We start from the raw sequence: 19,827 nt of genomic DNA on the forward strand, positions 1-19,827 counted from the left end.
CCGGGAGGGCTTCGCGGCCGGGCCGCCGCTGCGGCCGCCGGGCTCCGGCCGCGGACCCCGCCCCGGGGGGGGCCAACCCCCCCGGGGCGCGCGGCGTGGAACGACTGGTGCGGGATTTACGGGTGGTACTTCTCCGCGACGACATCCGCGGCGCCGAGCTTGCTGTCCATGGTGACGCGGACGGTCACGCTGTTGGTCTTGGCGGCCGTCTCCAGCTGCTCCACATCGCACTTGTAGGTGCCGAAGCCCTCCTTGTCGATGGAGACATTGCCCTCGGGGTCGCCGCAGATCGCGGCCGCACCGAGCACCCTCGTGGCGTTGGCGACCAGGAACGCCTGGTCCATGCCGCCGCTGTCGGGCTTGACGATCAGCTTGCCGGGCGCGAGGTAGGACAGCTTGCCGACGATCGTCCGCTCGCCCCCCTGAGCGGCGCCGCCGCCGGTGGACCCGCCGCTGTCGCCGCCGGTCGTGGTGTGCTCACCGGACCCGGCGCTCCGCGCCTGCCCGCCGGAGCCGTCCGCGGACTGCGACCGCGACGAGTCCTCCGACGCGGCCGAAGAGTTGACCTTGCCCGCCCCGGTGTCGCCCTGCCCGCAGGCGGTGACCCCCATCCCCAGCGCCGCGGCGGCGGCGACGGCAAGGGCGATACGGCGGCCGGCGCGGCCGCGGAAGCGGTGGGCGGTGGCGGTGATCATCATGTGCTCCCGATGCTGTGTTTCTGTCGTCTCGCTTCCGGACGATCACCACTCTGGGCCACCGGCCTGCCGTCCCGCTAACGGGTCACTAATACGAGGCGGTTGGCCGACGGGACAGGCCCTGGCGGGCGGCCGTGCTGCTCCTTCGGACGGCCGAGCCGCGGGCCGTCAGGCGACGGTTGACGCAGGCGATGATGGCGGGCGCGACCGCCTGGGCTCCTCACCCCTTGCCCCCTGGAGCGCGACGGTCGAGTCGAGCCACTTTCCCAGTTTCGCCCTCACAGGTGTGCCACGCGATGCCGCGGGAGAACGAACGAAAGCCCCGCCGCGCCCCCGGGGGATGGGTGGCGCGACGGGGCTTCCGTCGTGGTCTGCGGTCCGGCTCAGGCGCGGAACTCTCCGGCCTTGACGCCCGCGACGAAGGACGCGAACGCGGCGGCGGGGACGCTCAGGGCCGGGCCCTGCGGGTCCTTGGAGTCGCGGACGGGGACGATGCCGGTGGCCACCGCGCGCGCCGGTGCCCACTCGACGCAGGAGCCACCGCTGCCGCTGTAGGAGGACTTGAACCAGGTCAGGGGGAGGAGGTCGGTCGTCACGGGGTGCCCTTTCGCTGCTTGTCGGCGTGCTCGTGGTCCCGTCCGAGGGTAGGAGCCCGGTGGTGGCGCCGCGAGAGGGCGAACGAAAGCCCCGCCTGGCCTCCAACTCGGAGGGCCTGACGGGGCTTTTGCCGTATACGGCGTGACTCAGGCGCGGAACTCTCCGGTCTTGACGCCCGCCACGAAAGACGCGAAAGCAGCGGTGGGAACGGTCAGCGCAGGGCCGTGCGGGTCCTTGGAGTCGCGGACGGGGACGATGCCGCGCGAGGTGACGAGGTTGGCGGCAACCTCAATGCACTCACCGCCGTTGCCACTGTAGGAGGACTTGAACCAGGTCAGGGGGAGGGAGTCGGTCGTCACGGGGAGCCCTTTCGCAACTGCTCGATCATGGCCACGGATTCCGCTTGGGACAGCGATTCGGCCTGCAATTGATGGTAGGCCGACAGCGCCGACAGCACGAACGTTGCTTCGCGGTCCAAGTGCCCCTGTGCTTGGGACTCTGCGTACGCGATCACGGACCGGTCCGGCATCGTCAGCAGGTTGATCGGCAGGTTGAAGGGGCGCCGCTCACCTATGTCGTACGGGGCGACTTGGAGCATCGAGTTCGGCAACCTGGCGAACTCCACGAGATGCCGAAGCTGCTCGTCCATGACCTTGGCACCACCGACCGGACGACGTATGCAGCTCTCGTCCATCACCACAAGCATCGTGGGGGGCCTGGGGCGTGCCAGCGTCGCCTGCCGCTCCGCCAGAACCGAGACGCGCTCATCAGCCTGTTCGGGCGTGAGCGTGCCTCGCTTCACGTTGCCCTCTTCCATGGCTCTTGCGTACGCGGGCGTCTGAAGCAGACCGGGAATGACCCCGATGTGGAACATCCGGAGTTCGACCGCCCGCGCCTCGTGCGTGACGTATTCCGGAAATCCCTCCAACAGGCTGCCGTTTCGGATCTCCCCCCATCCGCGCTCGAACGACTCCGGGGTCCCCGTGAAGCCGAAGGTCGTATCAAGACTGCGCGAAAACCGCAGGGTTGGCGGCTTGCGGCCAGTTTCCACCGCCGAGATGTGCCTGCCGGAGTAGCCGACGAGTTCGGCGAGGTCGTCCTGCTTCCACCCGCGCGCTTCGCGGGCGCTGCGTACGCGCGCACCGTAAGCGGCCTGCGGGCTCGCCTCGGGGTTCAGTTCCTTGATGTTTACCAACGTGCCCTCCGTACATGGAACGTTGAAGACGGGTCCGACGCTAAGCCACGCTAACCCTCCCCGGTAGTGGAATGACTACGGAGAGGGACGGCCATGGCTGTCAGGATTGTCAGGATTCGCAGAGGTGGGCCCACGGAGTACGAGGCCCCCGCCAGGCCCCGCGCCACCCCACGCACCCGAGGTGACCTGCGATGACGGCCTACTTCGCCGAAGTCCGGTGCGAGGGGCGGCCGTTCGGTTCCGACCGCACCGCGTCACACGTCCTGGGCACCTTTCGAACGATCTCGCCCGTCCTCGCCGTCCGCTGGCTCCGGGGTCAGGCCCGGCACCTCGCGGAACGGCTCGACCCCGACCCGGAGCGCGCGCCCTGGGTCCGGCCCGTCGGCCCCGGGCGCACACGGGGATACCGGACTGCCCGACCGGCCTGCGGGCATGGGCGGCGGACCCCGCCGAGGAGCATGCGGCGCGAGATCACCTCAAGCGCGGCTGCCCGCTCTTCGTCACCGTCCAGGACACGGACGGCAGATACACCCTGTCCGTCTGGCCCGTCCGCTCACCCGCCGACGTACGCCCACCGCTCCGCCATCGCATCGGTGGACTCGCGCACCCGCTCTACGTACTCGCCGAAGACCCTTGGAGGTAGCCGTGCAGGAACCCCCCGCGGACCGGTCCGCCGCCCGCAGCTTCGCCCCCGATTCGGCTGCCGGGCAGCACCTCACCGACACCGCCCCGGCCCACCACGTCCGCCTCCTGCCATGGACCGCCGACGGCAAACTCTGCGTCCTCAGCGCCAGCGGCCCCGGCAGCTTCCTCTCCCGCCTCGCCGACGGCGTCGAGGACGCCCAACTCGACGTGGGATACGACGTGTTGCGGCGGGGCTGCGCGGTCCTGGCCGACCCCCTGTCCCCCTACGGGGAGGTGCGGTACGCGGGGGTGCGGCTCGCCGAGTGCCTGCGGGACGCACTGGGGATCGCGGAGTCGCGGGTGCAGCGGGTGCAGCGGGTGCCCGAGCCGGAGGGAAGCGAGGCGGAGAACCCTGGTACCCCGCTTGCGTGACCTGCGCGGAACAGCCGTCAGCCCACCCCGCGGCCACGTCTCAAGCGGCCAACTCGCTCCGTATCCGATCCAGGGACCGTGAGGCGGCGGCATGCTGGGCGGGCAGCCCGGTTCCGGCGATGCGCATGACGCGCTGGAGTTGGTGCGGCAGGCGCTGCGCGGCCGCTTCCAGGATCGCGCGGTCCAGCGATTGGGCGGCGCCGCCGCGGTCGTCGGCCAACAACTGGACGTGCGCGACGGTGACGAGCTCGATGACACGCCACTGCGGGGCTACGCCTATCCCGGCCGTCGGACCGTGCTCCACCAGCCGCATCGCCAGGTCCGTCCGTCCGGTGGAGACGAGGCCGCGCAGGTGGATCTCGCACAGGGAGAAGGGGTTGAACAGGCTGGTGTGGTCGACGCGGGTCAGCAGGGTTTTCGCCTCCCGCGTCACCCGGTCGAAGAGGGGGCCGTCGCCCAGGGCGCCGGCCGCCCGGGCGAGGAGCGGCAGGGCGGCGGCCCGGGCCGTTTCGTCGGGTGCGGTGGCGGCGGCGCGGCACAGCCGTGGGACGGCGGCGCCTCGCAGGTTGGCCTTGCGGAGCTCGTTGCCGTGCATGCGCAGCGCGTACGAGGTCAGGCCCGGGTCCCGGAAGTATTCGGCGATCTCCAGGCTCCGGGCCGTCCAGTGGGCGGCCGTGGCGAGACGCTCCTCGGGCAGCACATTGCCCAGGGCCACACCGAGGCCCGCCTGGGCACGGGCGAGCAGGTGCAGCACGTCCCGCTCGGCGCGTCCGTCGGCGAGGCGGGCTTCGAGCCGGGCAACGAGCGGCCACAGTTCGGCGACAGCCTCGGAGGCGTGGCCGGACTGCCGGGCGATCTCTGCGAGCCGGACGGTGGACTCGCCGAACTGCAGCATCGTCCGGTGATCCGTGTCGGTGGGATCGGTGACCCCGAGGACGTGCGGCGGAAGGTGCAGGGCGTCACAGACCCGGCGGCGGGAGCCGATGTCGTCGAGGACGCGCTTTCCCCGTTCGAGAGCGGAGATGTAGGTCTTGTCGTAGCCGAGAAGTGCGCCGAGCGCGGTTTGGTTGAGGCCGTGCACACGGCGGTGGAACCGCATGATGGCGGCCAGATCGCCAGTGGCGAGGAGGAGTTGGGCCTGCGGAGTCGCCCAGTGCCATTGGGCGTGTCGGGGAGCGGGCCGGAGCGCCGCAGGGGGTGGGCGCGTCCCCGTCTGCTGCGTGCTCTCACCCCCGGACACGCTCGGCTACCTCCGGTCGTGCGCGTCGGGCTCCGTGCGGCCGGTGTGCCTGCGGCCGTACCAGGCGGCGATGGCTTGCTTGTAGCCGCCGGGCATGCGCAGGGTGGGTACGTCGTCGGCGGTGAACACTCCGAGTTGTTTGTGCTCGTGGCTGATGACCGGCGGACGATCGGGGGTCAGCACGGTGCATCCATAGGTGACGATCAGCACCCTCCGCCCGGGGAGGGGTTGGTAGATCCACGTCCCGCCGTCGATGAGCGGACCGGCCGTGACCTCCCAGCCGGTCTCCTCCCGGATCTCCCGTTCCAGCGCGGCCTCGGGGCTCGTGTCCGCGGGCAGGGCGCCATCCGCGCTGCCGATCTCCAGACGTCCGCCGGGCAGTTCCCATTCGTCGCGTTCGTTCTTGAGCAGCAGTACGCGGTCCCGCGCGTCGAGTGCGACGCCCTTCACGGAGACGGGCCAGAGCGGCGGCGTGTACGTCATGTCGGTCCTCGCGTCCTGCGGTGTGCGGCCCGGGCTCCCGGAACGTAGCACGCAGCATCCGAACCACCGCCGTCGCGAACGGTGTGCCCGAGTCGACAATCCGTCGCTTTACCCCGGCAGCCCGGATCCCCACCCTGATCACATCCGCCGCGACCGAAGGAGAACGGCAATGCACGATGCCGCAACCCGCTCCGTGACGTTCTTCGCCGACCGCTACGTCAACGTCCGTGCGGAGCGGGCGGACAATGTGATTGCTGATCAGCTCCGTGAGTCCGGGATCGTCACCGTCGACGGACTGCGGAACCGTCACCAGGTCCTGGCATTCGCCACCCGGGCGATGGCTCTCACACCGCACCCGCACAGCGCACCGGACGGCCTCACGCTGATCCGCGATACGGGCAGCCATGCCCGCCGCGCGGGCTTCGCGGGGCTCGGCAGTGGCGAACTGCAAGCGCACACCGAACGATCCGGCACGCCCAGGCCGCCCCGCCTGATGCTCCTGGTGTGTCTGCGTCCCGCGGCCACCGGCGGTGACGTCCTCCTGTTCGACGGACGCGACATCCACGAGCGGCTCGTCGGCAGATGTCCCGAGGCAGGGGTGATGCTTGCGCAGCCCCGCACCGTGCGCTTCGGAGCCGGGGCCGGATTCGGCCCCGCACATGCCACCCAGGTCATCACCGCCCATGCCGGCGGACGGATCTCCGTACGGCTGCGCCAGGACGACCTGGCCCGGTGGAGTCCGGCTGTCCAGATGTACCTCCCTCACCTGCGCGGCGCCATTGCCGACAGCCGGTACCGCATCGTCCTTCAGGCCGGACAGGGGTATTTGCTTGACAACCATCGCTGGCTGCATGCCCGCACGCCCTTCTCCGGCGACCGGCAGTTTCTCCGCGCACTCGGCGAGCCGCATGCCCCGCTCCCAGAGGGATTCGCACCGTGCTTCCCGGCAACCGGAAACCCTGCCCGCCGAGATCACGCCCGCCGAGCGCGGCATCGCCGACCGTCAGCACCACCCGCCCCACACGAGAGGAGCGCGACATGAGCACCACGCAGTCCCCGGAAAGCGTCGAGCTGGCCAAATTCTTCGAGGTGAGTGCCCGGCAGTTCGAGGCCGGCCGCCCGACGCCCCAGATGTTCTGCCCCGTCATCGACGCCGCATGGCACCGCATGATGCACACCGCCGAGTACGCCGAATTCAGCATCCGGCACGCCGGGCAGCTGCTCGGACACGCGAGCAGCCACGGGAAGGGCCGGATCTCCTGGATCTCCGCGTACGAAGCGAGGTACGGCCCGCTGCCGGAGATCTGGTTCACCGGCAGTGACGGTCGGATCGACGAGACGCGACTCACCCACTACCGGCAAACCGGTGAAGTGGTCGCCGAATGGGACTGTTCCCCCGTCCCCGTCCCCGGCGAAGGCGACGACGTCACCCCGAGGCGGCGCAAGGTCACCGCATCGTGACGCCCCTGCGCGCCGACGGAGCGTTCCGGCCCACGGCTGGGGCGCTCCGCCTTGTCGAGGGACGTACGGCTGGACCGAAGAGCGTGAACGTCGCCGACTACGTGCCTGCGGTGTCGGAGCACTGTCCGTATCTGGCGCCGTCGATGGCGCGGGGGCTGACGGGATGGACGGTGTACGAGATCGTCGGCGATCCGGAGCCGACCGAGGCCGAGATATTTCACGTCGGCGTACAAGCAGCGGAATGGGCACGGCCGTTGACGACCCGGCCGCACGGGACGCTCGTATGCGAGAACATCGTTCTCCTCGTCGGCGACGGGGCTGACCACCGCTCCCTGATGACCTGGCCGCACTGGGCGTTGAAGAACCTGTACGGGCCCGTGGGGCTCATGTTCGGGAAATTCCGCACGGCGAACAGCGCACCCAGCGCGACGGCCGCAGTATCCCGGCGCCCCCGTGTTCGTTTCTCTCCGTGCGGGCGGCGGTCCGCCCGCGCGATCCCCGTTTTCTGCACCGGACACCGCAACTCGCCGCCGCCGTGGCCGGTGCGGCGGACGACGGACGCGATGTGTTCGGGCACCTCCCACAGGACTGGAAGACGGTACGGGCATGGGCGAAACAGCTGATGACGTGACGACGCCGCCGCGCGAGGCAATCGATCTGCTCACCGAGAGGTTCGGCACTCCTCTCACCGCCGAACTGCTCAGCGACCGGCGTGGCTCCCGGACGTGGAAGGTGACCGCCCCGGACGTACGTCTGGCGCTGAAGGCGAACGCGCCCGGTGGCCCCGACGCCTGGGGCAAGGCCACGGAAATGGACCAGGAGGACCGACATCTCCGCCTCCTGGCGAAGGCGGGCGCCATCGATGCCACCTACCGCGTCGATGCCGGACCGTGGGAGCGCGGGAGATGGCTCGCCGTGCGCTGGATCGACGGCGTTCCACTGTGGCGCGCCCTGGCCCCGGGCCGCGGCCCGGAAGGGAACCGCCCCTCCGTGCGCGCGTGGCTGCTGGAGATCGCCCGCACCTGGGCGCGGCGCCTGGACGCGTTGCACACCGCCGGATGGGCACACGCCGACGTACAGCCCACCAACACTCTTGTCGAGGGGGGAGGAGCGCACGTGATCGACTACGCGTTGGCCTGCGGTCCCGAAGAAGCCGAACGACTGCCGTACCGGGGCGCGCTCACCCACACCACTGCCCCCGAAGTCGCCGGCGCCCTCTTGTCCACCGGAGATGACGCACACATCCATGTCCGGCCACCGGCTGATGTCTGGAGCCTGGGTGCCTCGCTGTTCTGGTGCTGGACCGGGCGGCGGCCGGTGACGTACGCGGACGACGAAGACCGCACGGCCAAGCTCGGGGCCATCGCGGAAGGCAAGGTGTCCCCACTCGCGGATGCCCGTCCATGGCCCTTCCCCGCGTTCGAGAAGCTGATCACCGCATGCCTGGCGGCTGACCCCGACCGGCGCCCTGCTGCCGCCGAGGTGGCCACCCTGTGCACCGAGGCCGGACAGTGACCGAACTGCGAAGCCTCGCCCCGGGCGACGCACCGGCCGTGCAGCGGATCTACAGTGGCGCCTCGGTGGCCTTCACCCGTCACCGGGACATGTCCGCCGAGGAGGCGGCGGCCTACGTCGAGACCGCCATGGCCCAGGCCCGCGCAACTCCCCGTGAACGCTGGTGCTTCGCCATCATCCTCGGCGACGACGTCGTCGGCCTGGTGAAATTCCGCGAGCGGGAGCGGGGGCACGCGACCGTCAGCTACCTCCTGCGCGAGGACACCTGGGGCAACGGCTACGCAACGGAAGCCCTCCGGCAGACCGTGACCTACGCCTTCACCCGTACGAGGATCACCCGCCTCACCGCCTGCCATCACCCCGACAACCCCGCGTCCGGCCGCGTCCTGATCAAGGCGGGATTCCTCCGGACCGGAACCACACCCACCGGCCCCGCGTTCGGCCGACGCGGAGCCGCCTTCCCGGTATACGAGATCCGCCGCCGGCCGTCGGCCGCGCGGTGAGGGGCGCGGCCGCCTGCGCGGCTCCGTCCCCTCGCGCAGCTCAGGCAATCGCTGCGATGTCCCCGTCGTCGAAAGAGATGGCCTGGTGCAGGCGCCCACCCAGAGCCACCGCGAAGCGGGCGAGGATCTTCTGGCCGGAGAGGTGTCCCTGCTCGATCTGCGACACACGCCCCTTGGTGACGCCCATGCGGTCCGCCACCTCCTGCTGGGTCAGACCTCGGGTCCGCCGCAGCTCCGCCAAACGGCGGCCGGTCATCTCGGCAAGAAGCTCCTCCTTACCCGCCCGTACGGCCTCCTCGCCTCCGGCCCGGGCAACATGCTCGGCGCGGATGTCCTGCCATCGCGTGTAACCGCTCATGATCGGCCTCCTTCTTGCTGGGCTCGTTCCTTCACGTAGCTTTCGTAGCGCCCTTCGGCCAGCGGGATCGCTTCCCGGTACCACTCGTTCCCACGCCCCGCTCCACGCAGAATTCGTTGCCCTCGGGGTCGAGCAGGGTGGCTCATCCCGAACCGCCCGGTCGCCGGTGGCCCTCGTGCGCCCCGCGCCCCGAGGCGCCAGGCTCCCCCGCCCCCTTCGCGACGAATCGATAACGGCAGAGTCGTGGAGGTTTTGCGCCATGTCTACGCGCGTTAATCTCCCGCTAAGCCGGAGCCACAGGGGGCGCCGGGAGCGAAGGGAAGGCCCCGTGCGTCGGGTCACCAGGATTGCCGCCGCGGCCAGTGCCACCGTGGTTCTCGCGCTCACCGCCACCGCGTGCGGGCAGAGCTTCGCCGAGGCGAACCGTGCCAAGCACGCGGGCGTCGGGCTCGCCTTCGACATCGGTGGCCGCGACGATCACTCGTTCAACGAGGCGGCCGCGCGGGGCACGGAGAACGCCCGGAAGGATCTCGGCGTCAACGTCAAGATGCTCACGGCGAAGAACGGCGAGACCGAGGCCGACCGCGAGCAGCGGCTGACGTCGTTCGCGGAGGCCGGGTACAACCCCGTCATCGGCGTCGGCTTCGCGTACAGCCAGTCGGTGCAGAACGTCGCGGAGGACTTCCCGGAGACGACGTTCGGCGTGGTCGATGCCGTGCCGACCGGTAAGAACGTCGATGCGATGGTCTTCGCCGAGCACGAGGGTTCGTATCTGGCGGGTGTCGCCGCGGCGCTGAAGAGCAAGAGCCACAAGGTCGGTTTCATCGGCGGCGTCAACAACGCGCTGATCCAGAAGTTCCAGGCCGGGTTCGAGCAGGGGGTGCGCGCCACCGACCCGAAGGCCGAGGTCGTCTCGCAGTACCTCTACCCGAACAACGACAAGGGCTTCAACGACCCGGCGGCGGCGAAGGCCAAGGCCGCGGGCATGCTCGACAGCGGTATCGACGTGATCTACTCCGCGGCCGGGCAGTCCGGCGCCGGGTCCATCGAGGCGATCAGCAGGCGCAAGGGCGCCTGGGCGATCGGCGTCGACTCCGACCAGTACCAGCAGGCGGGCCTCGCGAAGTACCGGGACTGCATCCTCACGTCGGTGGTGAAGAACGTCGACGTGGCCGTGTACGACCTGATCAAGAGCGTCGAGGACGGCAAGCCGCTGACCGGGGTGCACGCCTACGACCTCAAGAAGAACGGCGTCAGGCTCGCCACGTCCGGCGGCTTCATCAAGGACATCCAGCCGCAGATCGACGCGGCCCGGAAGAAGATCGTCGAGGGCAAGGTGAAGGTCAAGGAGACGCCGTAGCCCGGGACGGCACCGCCCCGGCGGCCCGGTCAAGGCCCCGGGGGCTCAGCCGTGCCCCTTCGTGACCCACGCGTGTCACACCCGCCCCTTCCGCTCCTTCATCCCCGAGGGGAGTGCGCCATCAACGCAGCACCCACAAGCAGCGCCCCGGCCCGGCCGGACGCCCCTGCCGTAGAACTCCGCGGAATCACCAAACGGTTCCCGGGCGTCGTCGCCAACCACGACATCCACCTCACCGTCCGCCGCGGCACCGTCCACGCCCTCTGCGGCGAGAACGGCGCCGGGAAGTCCACCCTGATGAAGATCCTCTACGGCATGCAGAAGCCGGACGAGGGCACCATCGCGCTGGACGGCACCGAGACCGCGCTGAACACCCCGGGCGACGCCATCGCCCACGGCATCGGCATGGTCCACCAGCACTTCATGCTTGCCGACAACCTCACCGTCCTGGAGAACACCGTCCTGGGCGCCGAGAAACTGCACGGCATCGGCGGGCGCGCCCGCACGAAGATCATGGAGATTTCCGACGCGTACGGCCTCGGCATCCGGCCCGACGTCCTCGTCGAGGACCTCGGCGTCGCCGACCGGCAACGGGTGGAGATCCTGAAAGTTCTCTACCGCGGCGCCCGCACCCTCATCCTCGACGAGCCGACCGCCGTCCTCGTCCCGCAGGAGGTCGACGCGCTCTTCGCCAACCTGCGGGAGCTGAAGTCCGAGGGACTGACCGTCCTCTTCATCTCGCACAAGCTGGGCGAGGTGCTGTCGGTCGCCGACGACATCACCGTCATCCGCCGCGGGACGACCGTCGCCTCCGTCGTGCCGGAGGACACCACGCCCAAGCAGCTCGCCGAGCTGATGGTCGGTAGCGAACTGCCGTCGCCGGAGACCCGCGAGTCGACCGTCACCGACGCGCCGATGCTCCAGGTCGACGGGTTGCACCTGTCGGCCACCGACTCCGACGGCGTGGTCCGCACCGTCCTCGACGGCATCGGCCTCACCATCCACAAGGGCGAAGTCCTCGGCGTCGCCGGCGTCGAGGGCAACGGCCAGGCCGAACTGGTCGAGGCGATCATGGGGACCCGCACCCCCGACCGCGGCACCGTCACCCTCGACGGCGCCGACCTGTCGGGCACCTCCACCCGCCGCCGCCGCGAGGGCGGCATCGGCTACGTCCCCGAGGACCGCCACCGCCACGGCCTGCTGCTCGAAGCGCCGCTGTGGGAGAACCGTATCCTCGGCCATGTCACCGAACGCCCCAACAGCAGGGGCAAGCTCCTCGACCCGGCCGGTGCCCGTAAGGACACCGCGCGGATCGTCGAGGAGTACGACGTGCGTACCCCCGGCATCGAGGTCACCGCCGCCTCGCTCTCCGGCGGCAACCAGCAGAAGCTGATCGTCGGCCGCGAGATGAGCCACCACCCCAAGCTCCTGATCGCCGCGCACCCCACCCGAGGGGTCGACGTCGGCGCGCAGGCGCAGATCTGGGAGCAGATCCGCACGGCCCGCCGCGAGGGCCTGGCCGTGCTGCTGATCTCCGCCGACCTGGACGAGCTGATCGGCCTGTCCGACACCCTGCGGGTGATGTACCGGGGCCGGCTGGTCGCGGACGCGGATCCCGCCGTGATCACCCCGGAGGAGTTGGGCTCCGCCATGACCGGTGCCGCCAGCGGCCACCTCACCGCGGACGGGGACGCCGGCACCGGCCGTCCCGCGTCCGGCGACACCGAGCCGACGGGCGGTGACCAGGCATGACCGCCGCCAAACTGCCCGCGCAGGGCGGTGCGCGAAGCGCCGCCCGCGACAAGGTGGTCCTCGCCCTCGCCGCGCCGCTGCTCGCCGTCGTCGCCGCGATAGTCATCAGCTCGCTGGTCTTCCTGGCGTCCGGCGAGAACCCGTTCCGCGCGTACGGGATCATGGCCGATTACGGCCACTACAGCGACAGCCAGGTCTGGATCGTCAACAAGGCGGTCCCGTACTACCTGTCGGCGCTCGCGGTCGCCATCGGCTTCCGGATGAACCTCTTCAACATCGGCGTCGACGGCCAGTACCGCCTCGCGGCGTTCGCCGCCGCGGCGGTCGGCGGTTCGCTGGTGCTGCCCGGCGCCCTCCAGATCGTGCTGCTCATCGTCGTCGCGATGCTGGTCGGCGCGGTCTGGTCCGGTATCGCCGGACTGCTGAAGACCACCCGCGGGGTCAGCGAGGTGATCACCACGATCATGCTGAACTCCATCGCGGCGTCGGTCATCGGCTACTTCCTCCAGGACGGCCGCCTCGCGATCAAGGACGGCAACCTCCTGCACACGAAGTTCCTGCCGGAGTCCAGCCACTTCTTCTCCTTCCCGACGCACCCCAAGCCGGTCTACGGCTTCGTGGTGATCGCGGTGATCGCCGGTGCCCTGTACTGGTTCCTGCTCTCCCGCACCCGCTTCGGCTTCGACCTGCGGGCCGTCGGCGCCTCCGAACCGGCCGCCGAGGCCAGCGGCGTCAGCGTCAAGCGGATGGTCGTCATCTCGATGCTGCTGTCCGGCGCCGCCGCCGGTCTGGTCGGCATGCCCACCCTGCTCGGCGAGTCCTTCCAGTACGGCACCGACTTCCCGGCGGGCATCGGCTTCACCGGCATCGCCATCGCCCTGCTCGGCCGTAACCACCCGGTCGGCATGGCCTTCGGTGCGCTGCTCTGGGCGTTCCTCGACCGCACCGGCTCCCGCCTGGAGTTCGAGGGCTACGCCCAGGAGATCGTCGGCGTCATCCAGGGCGTCATCGTGCTCTGCGTCGTCATCGCGTACGAGCTGGTGCGCCGCTACGGCCTGCGGCTCCAGCAGCGCAAGGTCGGCGAGGAACTGGCGGCCGCGGCCCGCGCAGCGGGCAGCCGCGCCGACGACGCCGGTAACAACGACAAGTCGGAGGTGTCGGCGTGAGCGCGGACCTCAAGCCCGCGGCGCAGCCCGTCGCGGCCGCCGCGAAGGGCGGGCGGCGCAAGCTGACCTACCCCTGGATCCTGCTGATCCTCGCGGTCGCCCTGCTCGCCGTCTCCGGTCTGCGGGCCCTGACCGGCACCGCGGACCTCACCTCCACCGGCCAGTTCGGCGCCGCGCTCTCCGCCGCCGTACCGATCGGCCTGGCCGGTCTGGGCGGCCTCTGGTCGGAGCGGGCCGGGGTGGTCAACATCGGCCTCGAAGGCATGATGATGCTCGGTTCGTTCGCCGCCGGCTGGATCGGCTGGCAGCACGGGCCGTGGGCCGCGGCCGCCGCGGGCATCGTCGGCGGCGCGCTCGGCGGCCTCGTCCACGCGGTGGCGACGGTCACCTTCGGCGTCGACCACATCGTCTCCGGTGTCGCCATCAACATCCTCGCCCTGGGTGCCACGCAGTACCTCGCCACGCTCTGGTTCGGCGGCGAGGGCAGCGCGGCGCAGGCGGCGGGCGGCAACGACAAGCAGTCCCCGCCGATGCCGGACATGCCGACGTTCACCGTCCCCGGCCTGTCGGACTGGCTCAACTCCGTCGAGGCGCACCACTGGTTCTTCGTCTCCGACCTCGCCGGGATCCTCGGCGCGGCCGTCACCAACGTCTCCTGGCTCACCCTCGGCACCGTCGCCCTCTTCGTCGCCACCTTTTACCTGCTGTGGCGCTCGTCGTTCGGGCTGCGGCTGCGGTCGTGCGGTGAGGCGCCGCTGTCGGCGGAGTCGCTGGGCGTCAACGTCTACGCGTACAAGTACGCGGCGGTGCTGGTCTCCGGTGCGCTCGCCGGTCTGGGCGGCGCGTTCCTCTCCATCGGCGTGCACTTCTACCAGGACGGCCAGACCGGCGGCCGCGGCTACATCGGCCTCGCCACCATGATCTTCGGCAACTGGCGGCCGGGCGGCGTCGCGATGGGCGCCGGACTGTTCGGCTTCATGGACGCGATGCAGCTGCGCAGCGGCGGCCCCACCGTCCACGCCCTGCTGCTCGGCCTCGCCGCGCTGCTCGCCGTCCTCGCCCTGCTGCGGCTGCGCGCCGCCAAGCGCGTCCAGGCGGCGGTGGCCGCCGTCGTCGCCGTGGCGCTGGTGGTCTGGTACGCGGTCGCCGATACGGTGCCGCTGGAGCTGGTCGAGGCCAGCCCGTACATCGCCACCCTGCTGGTGCTCGCGCTCTTCTCACAGCGGCTGCGGCCGCCGAAGGCGGGGGGCCGGCCCTACCGTCGAGGACAAGGCGCATGACCTCACAGGAGCCGGTCGACTGGACCGCTCTGCGCGCGCGGGCCCGGGACGCGATGTCCCGGGCCTACGCCCCGTACTCCGGGTATCCCGTAGGGGCCGCGGCGCTCGTCGACGACGGGCGGACGGTCACCGGCTGCAACGTCGAGAACGCCTCGTACGGCCTCGCGCTGTGCGCCGAATGCGGTCTGGTCTCGGCGCTGTTCGCCACCGGCGGCGGCCGCCTCACGGCGTTCACCTGCGCCGATGCGGCGGGCGAGGTGCTGGTGCCGTGCGGGCGCTGCCGTCAGCTGCTGCACGAGCACGGCGGTCCCGAGATGCTGGTCGACACCGGCTCCGGAATCCGGCCGCTCGTCGAACTGCTCCCGGACCCGTTCGGGCCCGGACACCTGCGCGGCTGAGGGCGGTTGACGCGGCGGGCCGCCTCGGGGGTACGTGTCCGGGACGGCTCCGGGGTTTCTCCGGGTGAGATCGGGGGCGCCCCGGAGCGTGCGCGCCGGGCGCCTTCGCACCGGGCCCCGCGACGCCCCGGAGCGTGCGCGCCGGGCGTTTCCGGGCTGGGCCCCGCGGCGCCGCGCCTGTCCGCCGTGCCGCCGCGCTCGTCCGCCGTGCCGCTGTGTGCGGCCCGGGGTGGCGTTCCGCGCCATCCGGCCTCGCCCCTCCCGTTCTATGCGTGTAGAACAGGGGGCAACCGTTCGAAAGGGAGCCTCCATGGACGTCATCTCCGTCATCCGCACCAAGCGCGACCGCGGCGAGCTGACCGCCGATCAGATCGACTGGGTCATCGGCGCCTACACCCGTGGCGAGGTCGCCCATGAGCAGATGTCGGCCCTGGCCATGGCGATCTTCCTCAACGGCATGAACCGCACGGAGATCGCCCGCTGGACCGCCGCAATGATCAACTCCGGTGAGCGGATGGACTTCTCCTCGCTGCCCCGCCCCACCGCCGACAAGCACTCCACCGGTGGCGTCGGCGACAAGATCACCCTGCCGCTCGCCCCGCTGGTCGCCGCCTGCGGCGCCGCCGTCCCGCAGCTCTCCGGGCGCGGCCTCGGTCACACCGGCGGCACCCTCGACAAGCTGGAGGCCATCCCCGGCTGGCGCGCGCAGCTCACCAACCCCGAGATGCTGGACGTGCTGCGCGACGTCGGCTCCGTCATCTGCGCCGCCGGTGACGGGCTGGCCCCCGCCGACAAGAAGCTCTACGCGCTGCGCGATGTCACCGGCACCGTCGAGTCGATCCCGCTCATCGCCTCCTCGATCATGTCCAAGAAGATCGCCGAGGGCACCGGCTCCCTCGTCCTGGACGTCAAGGTCGGCTCCGGCGCGTTCATGAAGAACCTCGACGACGCCCGCGAACTCGCCGCCACCATGGTCGAGCTGGGCACCGACCACGGCGTACGCACCACGGCCCTGCTCACCGACATGGCCACCCCGCTCGGTCTCACCGCGGGCAACGCCCTGGAGGTCCGCGAATCCGTCGAGGTGCTGGCCGGGGGCGGCCCCCGCGACGTCGTCGACCTCACCCTCGCGCTCGCCCGCGAGATGCTGGACGCGGCCGGACTGCCCGACGCCGACCCGGCCAAGGCGCTCGCCGACGGCTCCGCCATGGACCACTGGCGCCGCATGATCCTCGCCCAGGGCGGCGACCCCGACGCGCCGCTGCCCGTCGCCCACGAGCAGCACACCGTCACCGCCTCCGCCACCGGCATCCTCACCGGCCTCGACGCGTACGCCGTCGGGCTCGCCGCCTGGCGGCTGGGCGCGGGCCGGGCCCGCAAGGAGGACCCGGTGCAGGCCGGTGCCGGGGTCGAATTCCACGCCAAGCCGGGCGACTTCGTCGCCGCCGGACAGCCGCTGCTCACCCTCCACACCGACACCCCCGAGAAGCTGCCCTACGCCCTCGAAGCCCTCGACGGCCAGGTCGTCGTCGGCCCGGCCGACACGACGTTCGCCGGTACGCCAGTGGTGCTGGAACGTATCGGCTGACCTGGGGTTTCCCGTATGGGTGACGGTGATTCGTGGACGGGGCGCCCGCCTGCCGGGCATGCTGGGACGGGTGACGTACCGATAGAGGAGACCGCCATGAGCGCACTCACCGTCGACCACACTCCGGACCCTGGCCGCGAGTGGGACGACCTCGTCCGCATCTGGGAGCAGACGGACGCACCGGAGGGCTGCAAGGTGGAGATCATCGAGGGGATCGTCACCGTGTCACCGCCGCCGGACAACATCCACAACTTCATCGCGGACAAGGTTCAACGCCGTCTTTACGCCGTGCTCCCCGAGGACTGGGGGATCTACCAGACTCTTGGGGCGGCGGTTCCGTCCCGCAAAGGGCTCTACATCCCCGATCTGGCAGTGGTTCCGGACGCAGTCGTCTGCGGTGAGCCGGGTCATTACGTCCCGGCGGCCGCCGCCGAGATGGTTGTCGAGATCACCTCGAAGTCCAACGCGAGCCACGACCGGATCGCGAAGGCCGCCGGTTATGCCCGTGCCGGTGTTCCGCTCTACCTCCTCGTCGACCGGTGGGCCCCCGGCGGGCCCACCATCACGCTCTACGGGGAGCCGGCGGGCGACGTCTACCGCGTACTCCAGGCGGTGAAGTTCGGCGATGGGCTGGTCATCCCGGCGCCCTTCGACCTTCCGCTGGATACGGGAATCTTCCCCGTCGGCTGACCGCCCCATGACGAAGGGCCCGCCCCACCAGGACAGGTGGTGGGGCGGGCCCTCCGGGTTCGGGGGCGGTTACGCGGCCTTCTGGAGCCGCAGCAGCCGCTGTTCGGTGAGCGCCTTGCGGGTGGCGTAGAGGGTGATCGAGGCGGCGGCGACCATCGCCAGCAGGCCGAGGACGACGGTGCCGTCCCAGCCCGCCGCGTGGAAGGCCACCGCGCCGAGCGCGCCGCCGACGCTGCTGCCCGCGTAGTACGCGCACTGGTACAGCGCCGACGCCTGTGCGCGGGCCGACGTGGCGGCGCGGCTGACCGAGGACGAGGCGACCGCGTGCCCGGCGAAGAACCCGGCGGTGATCAGGATCAGCCCGGCCAGCACCCCGGCGACCGCGTCGGAGAGGGTCAGCAGCAGCCCGGTCGTCGTCGTACCGACCGCGAGGTAGAGCGCGCCGCGGCGCCCCACCCGGCCGACCAGGTTGCCCGCCGCCGCGGACGACACCGTGCCGACGAGGTACACCAGGAAGATCGAACCGACGATGCCCTGCGGGAGGTTGAAGGGTTCGGACACCAGGCGGTAGCCGATCACCGTGTAGACCGCGCCGAAGACCGTCATGAACAGCGCGCCGATGCCGTACAGCCGCCGCAGCAGCGGGTCGGCGAGGTGGCCGCCGAGGGTACGGGCGAGGGCGCGCGGGCCGACCGCGCGGGGCGCGAAGTGCCGGGCGCGGGGCACCAGCACCCGGAAGACCACCGCGCACACCACGGCCATCAGCCCGACCGCGGCGAGCCCCGCCCGCCAGCCCCACGCCTGCGCGACCCAGCCGGTCACGATCCGGCCGGACATCCCGCCGATGCTGTTGCCCGCCACGAACAGGCCGATCGCGCCGACCAGCGCCCGGGGGCGGACCTCCTCCGCGAGGAACGCCATCGCCGACGCGGGCAGCCCCGCCAGCGCCACGCCCTGCGCGACGCGGAGCGCGATCAGCCAGCCCAGCGACGGCGCGAACGGCACGAGCAGGGCGAGCAGCGCGGCGACGGTGAGCGAGGCGGTCATCATCGTGCGGCGGCCGAAGCGCTCGGAGACCGCGCTGAGCGGGATCACCGCGAGCGCAAGACCGAAGGTGGCGCCGGAGACCGTCCAGCTCGCCTGGTCCGGCGAGACGTGCAGGGACGCGGAGATCGCGGGCAGCAGCGCCTGCGTCGAGTAGAGCAGCGCGAAGGTCGCGAGACCCGCGGCGAAGAGGGCGAAGCTCATCCGGCGGTAGCCGGGGCCACCCGGGTGCAGCTTGGGCGCGTCGGGGCCGACGGCGGCAGCCACGGAGGAGGAGTCGGGGGACGACAGGGGAGAGGCGACCGCACGGGTGGTGACGGACGCCCCGGTATCAGCGGGAGGCATGGCCCGAAGGTAGGCCGACCGTGTTTTATGCGTCCAATGCATGGAAACGCCATAATCGATGTGGTGACGTATGACAGCAGCTCACAGCGTGCTGTGTCACCGCTTCGCAACAGAAAAGACATACAGGACAGGCGAGAGGAAGGACGCCGGACGATGGCGAGGGAACGGACACGGGCGCCCGACGGCGTCGACGTCGGCGACGGGTCGTGGGCGCTCGCCCTCGCGCCCCGCCTCGCGCAGTTCACCGCGGTCGCCCGGTACGAGCACGTCACCCGCGCCGCGCAGGAACTCGGTATGCCGCAACCGACGCTCAGCCGGGCGCTGGTGCGGCTGGAGGACGATCTCGGCGTCGCCCTCTTCGCCCGGCACGGCCGGACCCTCTCGCTCACCCCGGCGGGCCGCGCCTTCCGTGCCCAGGCGGAGAAGGCGCTCGCCGACCTGGACCGCGCCACCGATGCCGTCCGCGCCGACGCCGACCCCGCTGCCGGGAAGGTCGCCTTCGGCTTCCTCCACACCCTCGGCTCCGAGACCGTCCCCGGACTGCTGCGCACCTTCCGCGCCGACCACCCCCGGGTCCGCTTCCAGCTCGTCCAGAACCACGGCGAGGCGATGATCGAGCGGCTGCGCGTCGGCGATCTCGACCTCTGTCTGACCTCGCCGGTGCCCGACTACCCGGACCTCGTCGCCCGCCGCCTCGACGAGCAGAAGCTGCGGCTCGTCGTCCCGGACGACCACCCGCTCGCCGCCCGCAAGCGCATCCGGCTGGCCGAGGCGGCGAACGAACTCTTCGTCACCCTCGAACCGGGCTACGGGCTGCGCCGGATCACCGACGCGCTCTGCGCCGAGGCGGGGTTCGCGCCCCGGATCGCGTTCGAGGGCGAGGAGGCGGAGACGCTGCGCGGACTGGTCGCCGCCGGACTCGGCGTGGCGCTGCTGCCGCCGCCCGCGGTGCCCCGGCCCGGCGTCGCCGAGCTGACCGTCACCGCGCCCCGGGCGGTCCGCGAGATCGGCGTCGCCTGGCTCGACGGCCACCAGGACACCCCGCCGGTCGCCGCCTTCAAGAAGTTCCTGCTGAGCCGCCGGGGGCTGCTGCTGCGGTGA

Annotated in this window: 22 protein-coding genes; 14 read left to right on the forward strand and 8 right to left on the reverse strand. The window is 71.3% G+C overall.

The window, feature by feature from the left end; genetic code table 11:
- Positions 1-116: 116 nt before the first annotated feature.
- The 4 genes from ACFWWQ_RS06370 to ACFWWQ_RS06385 all read right to left on the reverse strand — a co-directional run bounded on the left by ACFWWQ_RS06370 (position 117) and on the right by ACFWWQ_RS06385 (position 2,487).
- The gene (locus tag ACFWWQ_RS06370) at positions 117-698 is read right to left on the reverse strand and encodes a hypothetical protein (protein ID WP_384591026.1); all 582 of its coding nucleotides are present in this window, start codon (positions 696-698) and stop codon (positions 117-119) included.
- Positions 699-1,078: 380 nt separating this feature from the next.
- Positions 1,079-1,291, reverse strand: coding sequence for a DUF397 domain-containing protein (locus tag ACFWWQ_RS06375; protein ID WP_384591029.1), 213 nt, complete (start codon positions 1,289-1,291; stop codon positions 1,079-1,081).
- 147 nt (positions 1,292-1,438) lie between these two features.
- Positions 1,439-1,651 carry a DUF397 domain-containing protein gene (locus tag ACFWWQ_RS06380; RefSeq protein WP_384591032.1) on the reverse strand — a complete coding sequence of 71 codons (213 nt, stop codon included), beginning with the start codon at positions 1,649-1,651 and terminating at the stop codon, positions 1,439-1,441.
- A complete protein-coding gene (locus ACFWWQ_RS06385) occupies positions 1,648-2,487 on the reverse strand; it encodes a Scr1 family TA system antitoxin-like transcriptional regulator (RefSeq protein WP_384591035.1) in 840 nt (279 codons plus the stop codon). The genes ACFWWQ_RS06380 and ACFWWQ_RS06385 overlap by 4 nt, the downstream gene beginning before the upstream one ends.
- A gap of 645 nt (positions 2,488-3,132) precedes the next feature.
- Here ACFWWQ_RS06385 and ACFWWQ_RS06390 point away from each other — a divergent pair.
- On the forward strand, positions 3,133-3,543 hold the full coding sequence (locus ACFWWQ_RS06390; protein WP_384591038.1) for a hypothetical protein: 411 nt from the start codon (positions 3,133-3,135) through the stop codon (positions 3,541-3,543).
- Between the two features lie 40 nt (positions 3,544-3,583).
- Here the strand turns inward: ACFWWQ_RS06390 and ACFWWQ_RS06395 are convergent, their stop codons facing one another.
- Both ACFWWQ_RS06395 and ACFWWQ_RS06400 read right to left on the reverse strand, forming a co-directional pair.
- Positions 3,584-4,783: a helix-turn-helix domain-containing protein gene (locus tag ACFWWQ_RS06395; protein WP_384591040.1), complete on the reverse strand. Its 1,200-nt coding sequence runs from the start codon at positions 4,781-4,783 to the stop codon at positions 3,584-3,586.
- 6 nt (positions 4,784-4,789) lie between these two features.
- On the reverse strand, positions 4,790-5,266 hold the full coding sequence (locus tag ACFWWQ_RS06400; protein WP_384591043.1) for an NUDIX domain-containing protein: 477 nt from the start codon (positions 5,264-5,266) through the stop codon (positions 4,790-4,792).
- 169 nt (positions 5,267-5,435) lie between these two features.
- Here ACFWWQ_RS06400 and ACFWWQ_RS06405 point away from each other — a divergent pair, with 169 nt between their 5' ends.
- The 5 genes from ACFWWQ_RS06405 (at position 5,436) to ACFWWQ_RS06425 (ending at position 8,745) form a co-directional block, all read left to right on the forward strand.
- The gene (locus ACFWWQ_RS06405) at positions 5,436-6,308 is read left to right on the forward strand and encodes a TauD/TfdA family dioxygenase (RefSeq protein WP_384591046.1); all 873 of its coding nucleotides are present in this window, start codon (positions 5,436-5,438) and stop codon (positions 6,306-6,308) included.
- On the forward strand, positions 6,305-6,727 hold the full coding sequence (locus ACFWWQ_RS06410) for a hypothetical protein (protein WP_384591049.1): 423 nt from the start codon (positions 6,305-6,307) through the stop codon (positions 6,725-6,727). The genes ACFWWQ_RS06405 and ACFWWQ_RS06410 overlap by 4 nt, the downstream gene beginning before the upstream one ends.
- An 83-nt stretch (positions 6,728-6,810) precedes the next feature.
- Positions 6,811-7,350 (forward strand): hypothetical protein, encoded by a 540-nt coding sequence (locus ACFWWQ_RS06415; RefSeq protein WP_384591052.1) that lies wholly within the window; start codon positions 6,811-6,813, stop codon positions 7,348-7,350.
- Positions 7,334-8,242 carry a hypothetical protein gene (locus tag ACFWWQ_RS06420; protein WP_384591055.1) on the forward strand — a complete coding sequence of 303 codons (909 nt, stop codon included), beginning with the start codon at positions 7,334-7,336 and terminating at the stop codon, positions 8,240-8,242. The genes ACFWWQ_RS06415 and ACFWWQ_RS06420 overlap by 17 nt, the downstream gene beginning before the upstream one ends.
- Positions 8,239-8,745: a GNAT family N-acetyltransferase gene (locus tag ACFWWQ_RS06425; protein ID WP_384591058.1), complete on the forward strand. Its 507-nt coding sequence runs from the start codon at positions 8,239-8,241 to the stop codon at positions 8,743-8,745. The genes ACFWWQ_RS06420 and ACFWWQ_RS06425 overlap by 4 nt, the downstream gene beginning before the upstream one ends.
- A gap of 40 nt (positions 8,746-8,785) precedes the next feature.
- Here the strand turns inward: ACFWWQ_RS06425 and ACFWWQ_RS06430 are convergent, their stop codons facing one another.
- A complete protein-coding gene (locus tag ACFWWQ_RS06430) occupies positions 8,786-9,103 on the reverse strand; it encodes a helix-turn-helix domain-containing protein (RefSeq protein ID WP_384591061.1) in 318 nt (105 codons plus the stop codon).
- Between the two features lie 328 nt (positions 9,104-9,431).
- Between ACFWWQ_RS06430 and ACFWWQ_RS06435 the strand changes: the two genes are divergently transcribed.
- From ACFWWQ_RS06435 to ACFWWQ_RS06465, 7 genes are all read left to right on the forward strand, one after another.
- Entirely contained in the window at positions 9,432-10,463 is a 1,032-nt protein-coding gene (locus ACFWWQ_RS06435) for a BMP family protein (protein ID WP_384591064.1), read from the forward strand.
- Between the two features lie 120 nt (positions 10,464-10,583).
- A complete protein-coding gene (locus ACFWWQ_RS06440) occupies positions 10,584-12,215 on the forward strand; it encodes an ABC transporter ATP-binding protein (RefSeq protein ID WP_384591624.1) in 1,632 nt (543 codons plus the stop codon).
- Positions 12,212-13,381 carry an ABC transporter permease gene (locus tag ACFWWQ_RS06445; RefSeq protein WP_384591067.1) on the forward strand — a complete coding sequence of 390 codons (1,170 nt, stop codon included), beginning with the start codon at positions 12,212-12,214 and terminating at the stop codon, positions 13,379-13,381. Before ACFWWQ_RS06440 ends, ACFWWQ_RS06445 begins: the two co-directional genes overlap by 4 nt.
- Positions 13,378-14,661: an ABC transporter permease gene (locus tag ACFWWQ_RS06450; protein ID WP_384591070.1), complete on the forward strand. Its 1,284-nt coding sequence runs from the start codon at positions 13,378-13,380 to the stop codon at positions 14,659-14,661. The genes ACFWWQ_RS06445 and ACFWWQ_RS06450 overlap by 4 nt, the downstream gene beginning before the upstream one ends.
- A complete protein-coding gene (locus ACFWWQ_RS06455) occupies positions 14,658-15,059 on the forward strand; it encodes a cytidine deaminase (RefSeq protein ID WP_384591073.1) in 402 nt (133 codons plus the stop codon). The genes ACFWWQ_RS06450 and ACFWWQ_RS06455 overlap by 4 nt, the downstream gene beginning before the upstream one ends.
- 310 nt (positions 15,060-15,369) lie before the next feature.
- Positions 15,370-16,647, forward strand: coding sequence for a thymidine phosphorylase (locus ACFWWQ_RS06460; protein ID WP_384591076.1), 1,278 nt, complete (start codon positions 15,370-15,372; stop codon positions 16,645-16,647).
- 96 nt (positions 16,648-16,743) lie between these two features.
- On the forward strand, positions 16,744-17,337 hold the full coding sequence (locus ACFWWQ_RS06465; RefSeq protein ID WP_384591078.1) for a Uma2 family endonuclease: 594 nt from the start codon (positions 16,744-16,746) through the stop codon (positions 17,335-17,337).
- Positions 17,338-17,406: 69 nt separating this feature from the next.
- On the opposite strand, the gene ACFWWQ_RS06470 is transcribed toward ACFWWQ_RS06465, so the two are convergent.
- Positions 17,407-18,726: an MFS transporter gene (locus ACFWWQ_RS06470; protein ID WP_384591082.1), complete on the reverse strand. Its 1,320-nt coding sequence runs from the start codon at positions 18,724-18,726 to the stop codon at positions 17,407-17,409.
- 153 nt (positions 18,727-18,879) lie between these two features.
- On the opposite strand from ACFWWQ_RS06470, the gene ACFWWQ_RS06475 reads away from it, so the two are divergent.
- Positions 18,880-19,827 (forward strand): LysR substrate-binding domain-containing protein, encoded by a 948-nt coding sequence (locus tag ACFWWQ_RS06475; RefSeq protein ID WP_384591085.1) that lies wholly within the window; start codon positions 18,880-18,882, stop codon positions 19,825-19,827.

Origin of the sequence: Streptomyces sp. NPDC059080 (genome assembly GCF_042739975.1) — a bacterium.
GTDB classification, from domain to species: domain Bacteria; phylum Actinomycetota; class Actinomycetes; order Streptomycetales; family Streptomycetaceae; genus Streptomyces; species Streptomyces benahoarensis.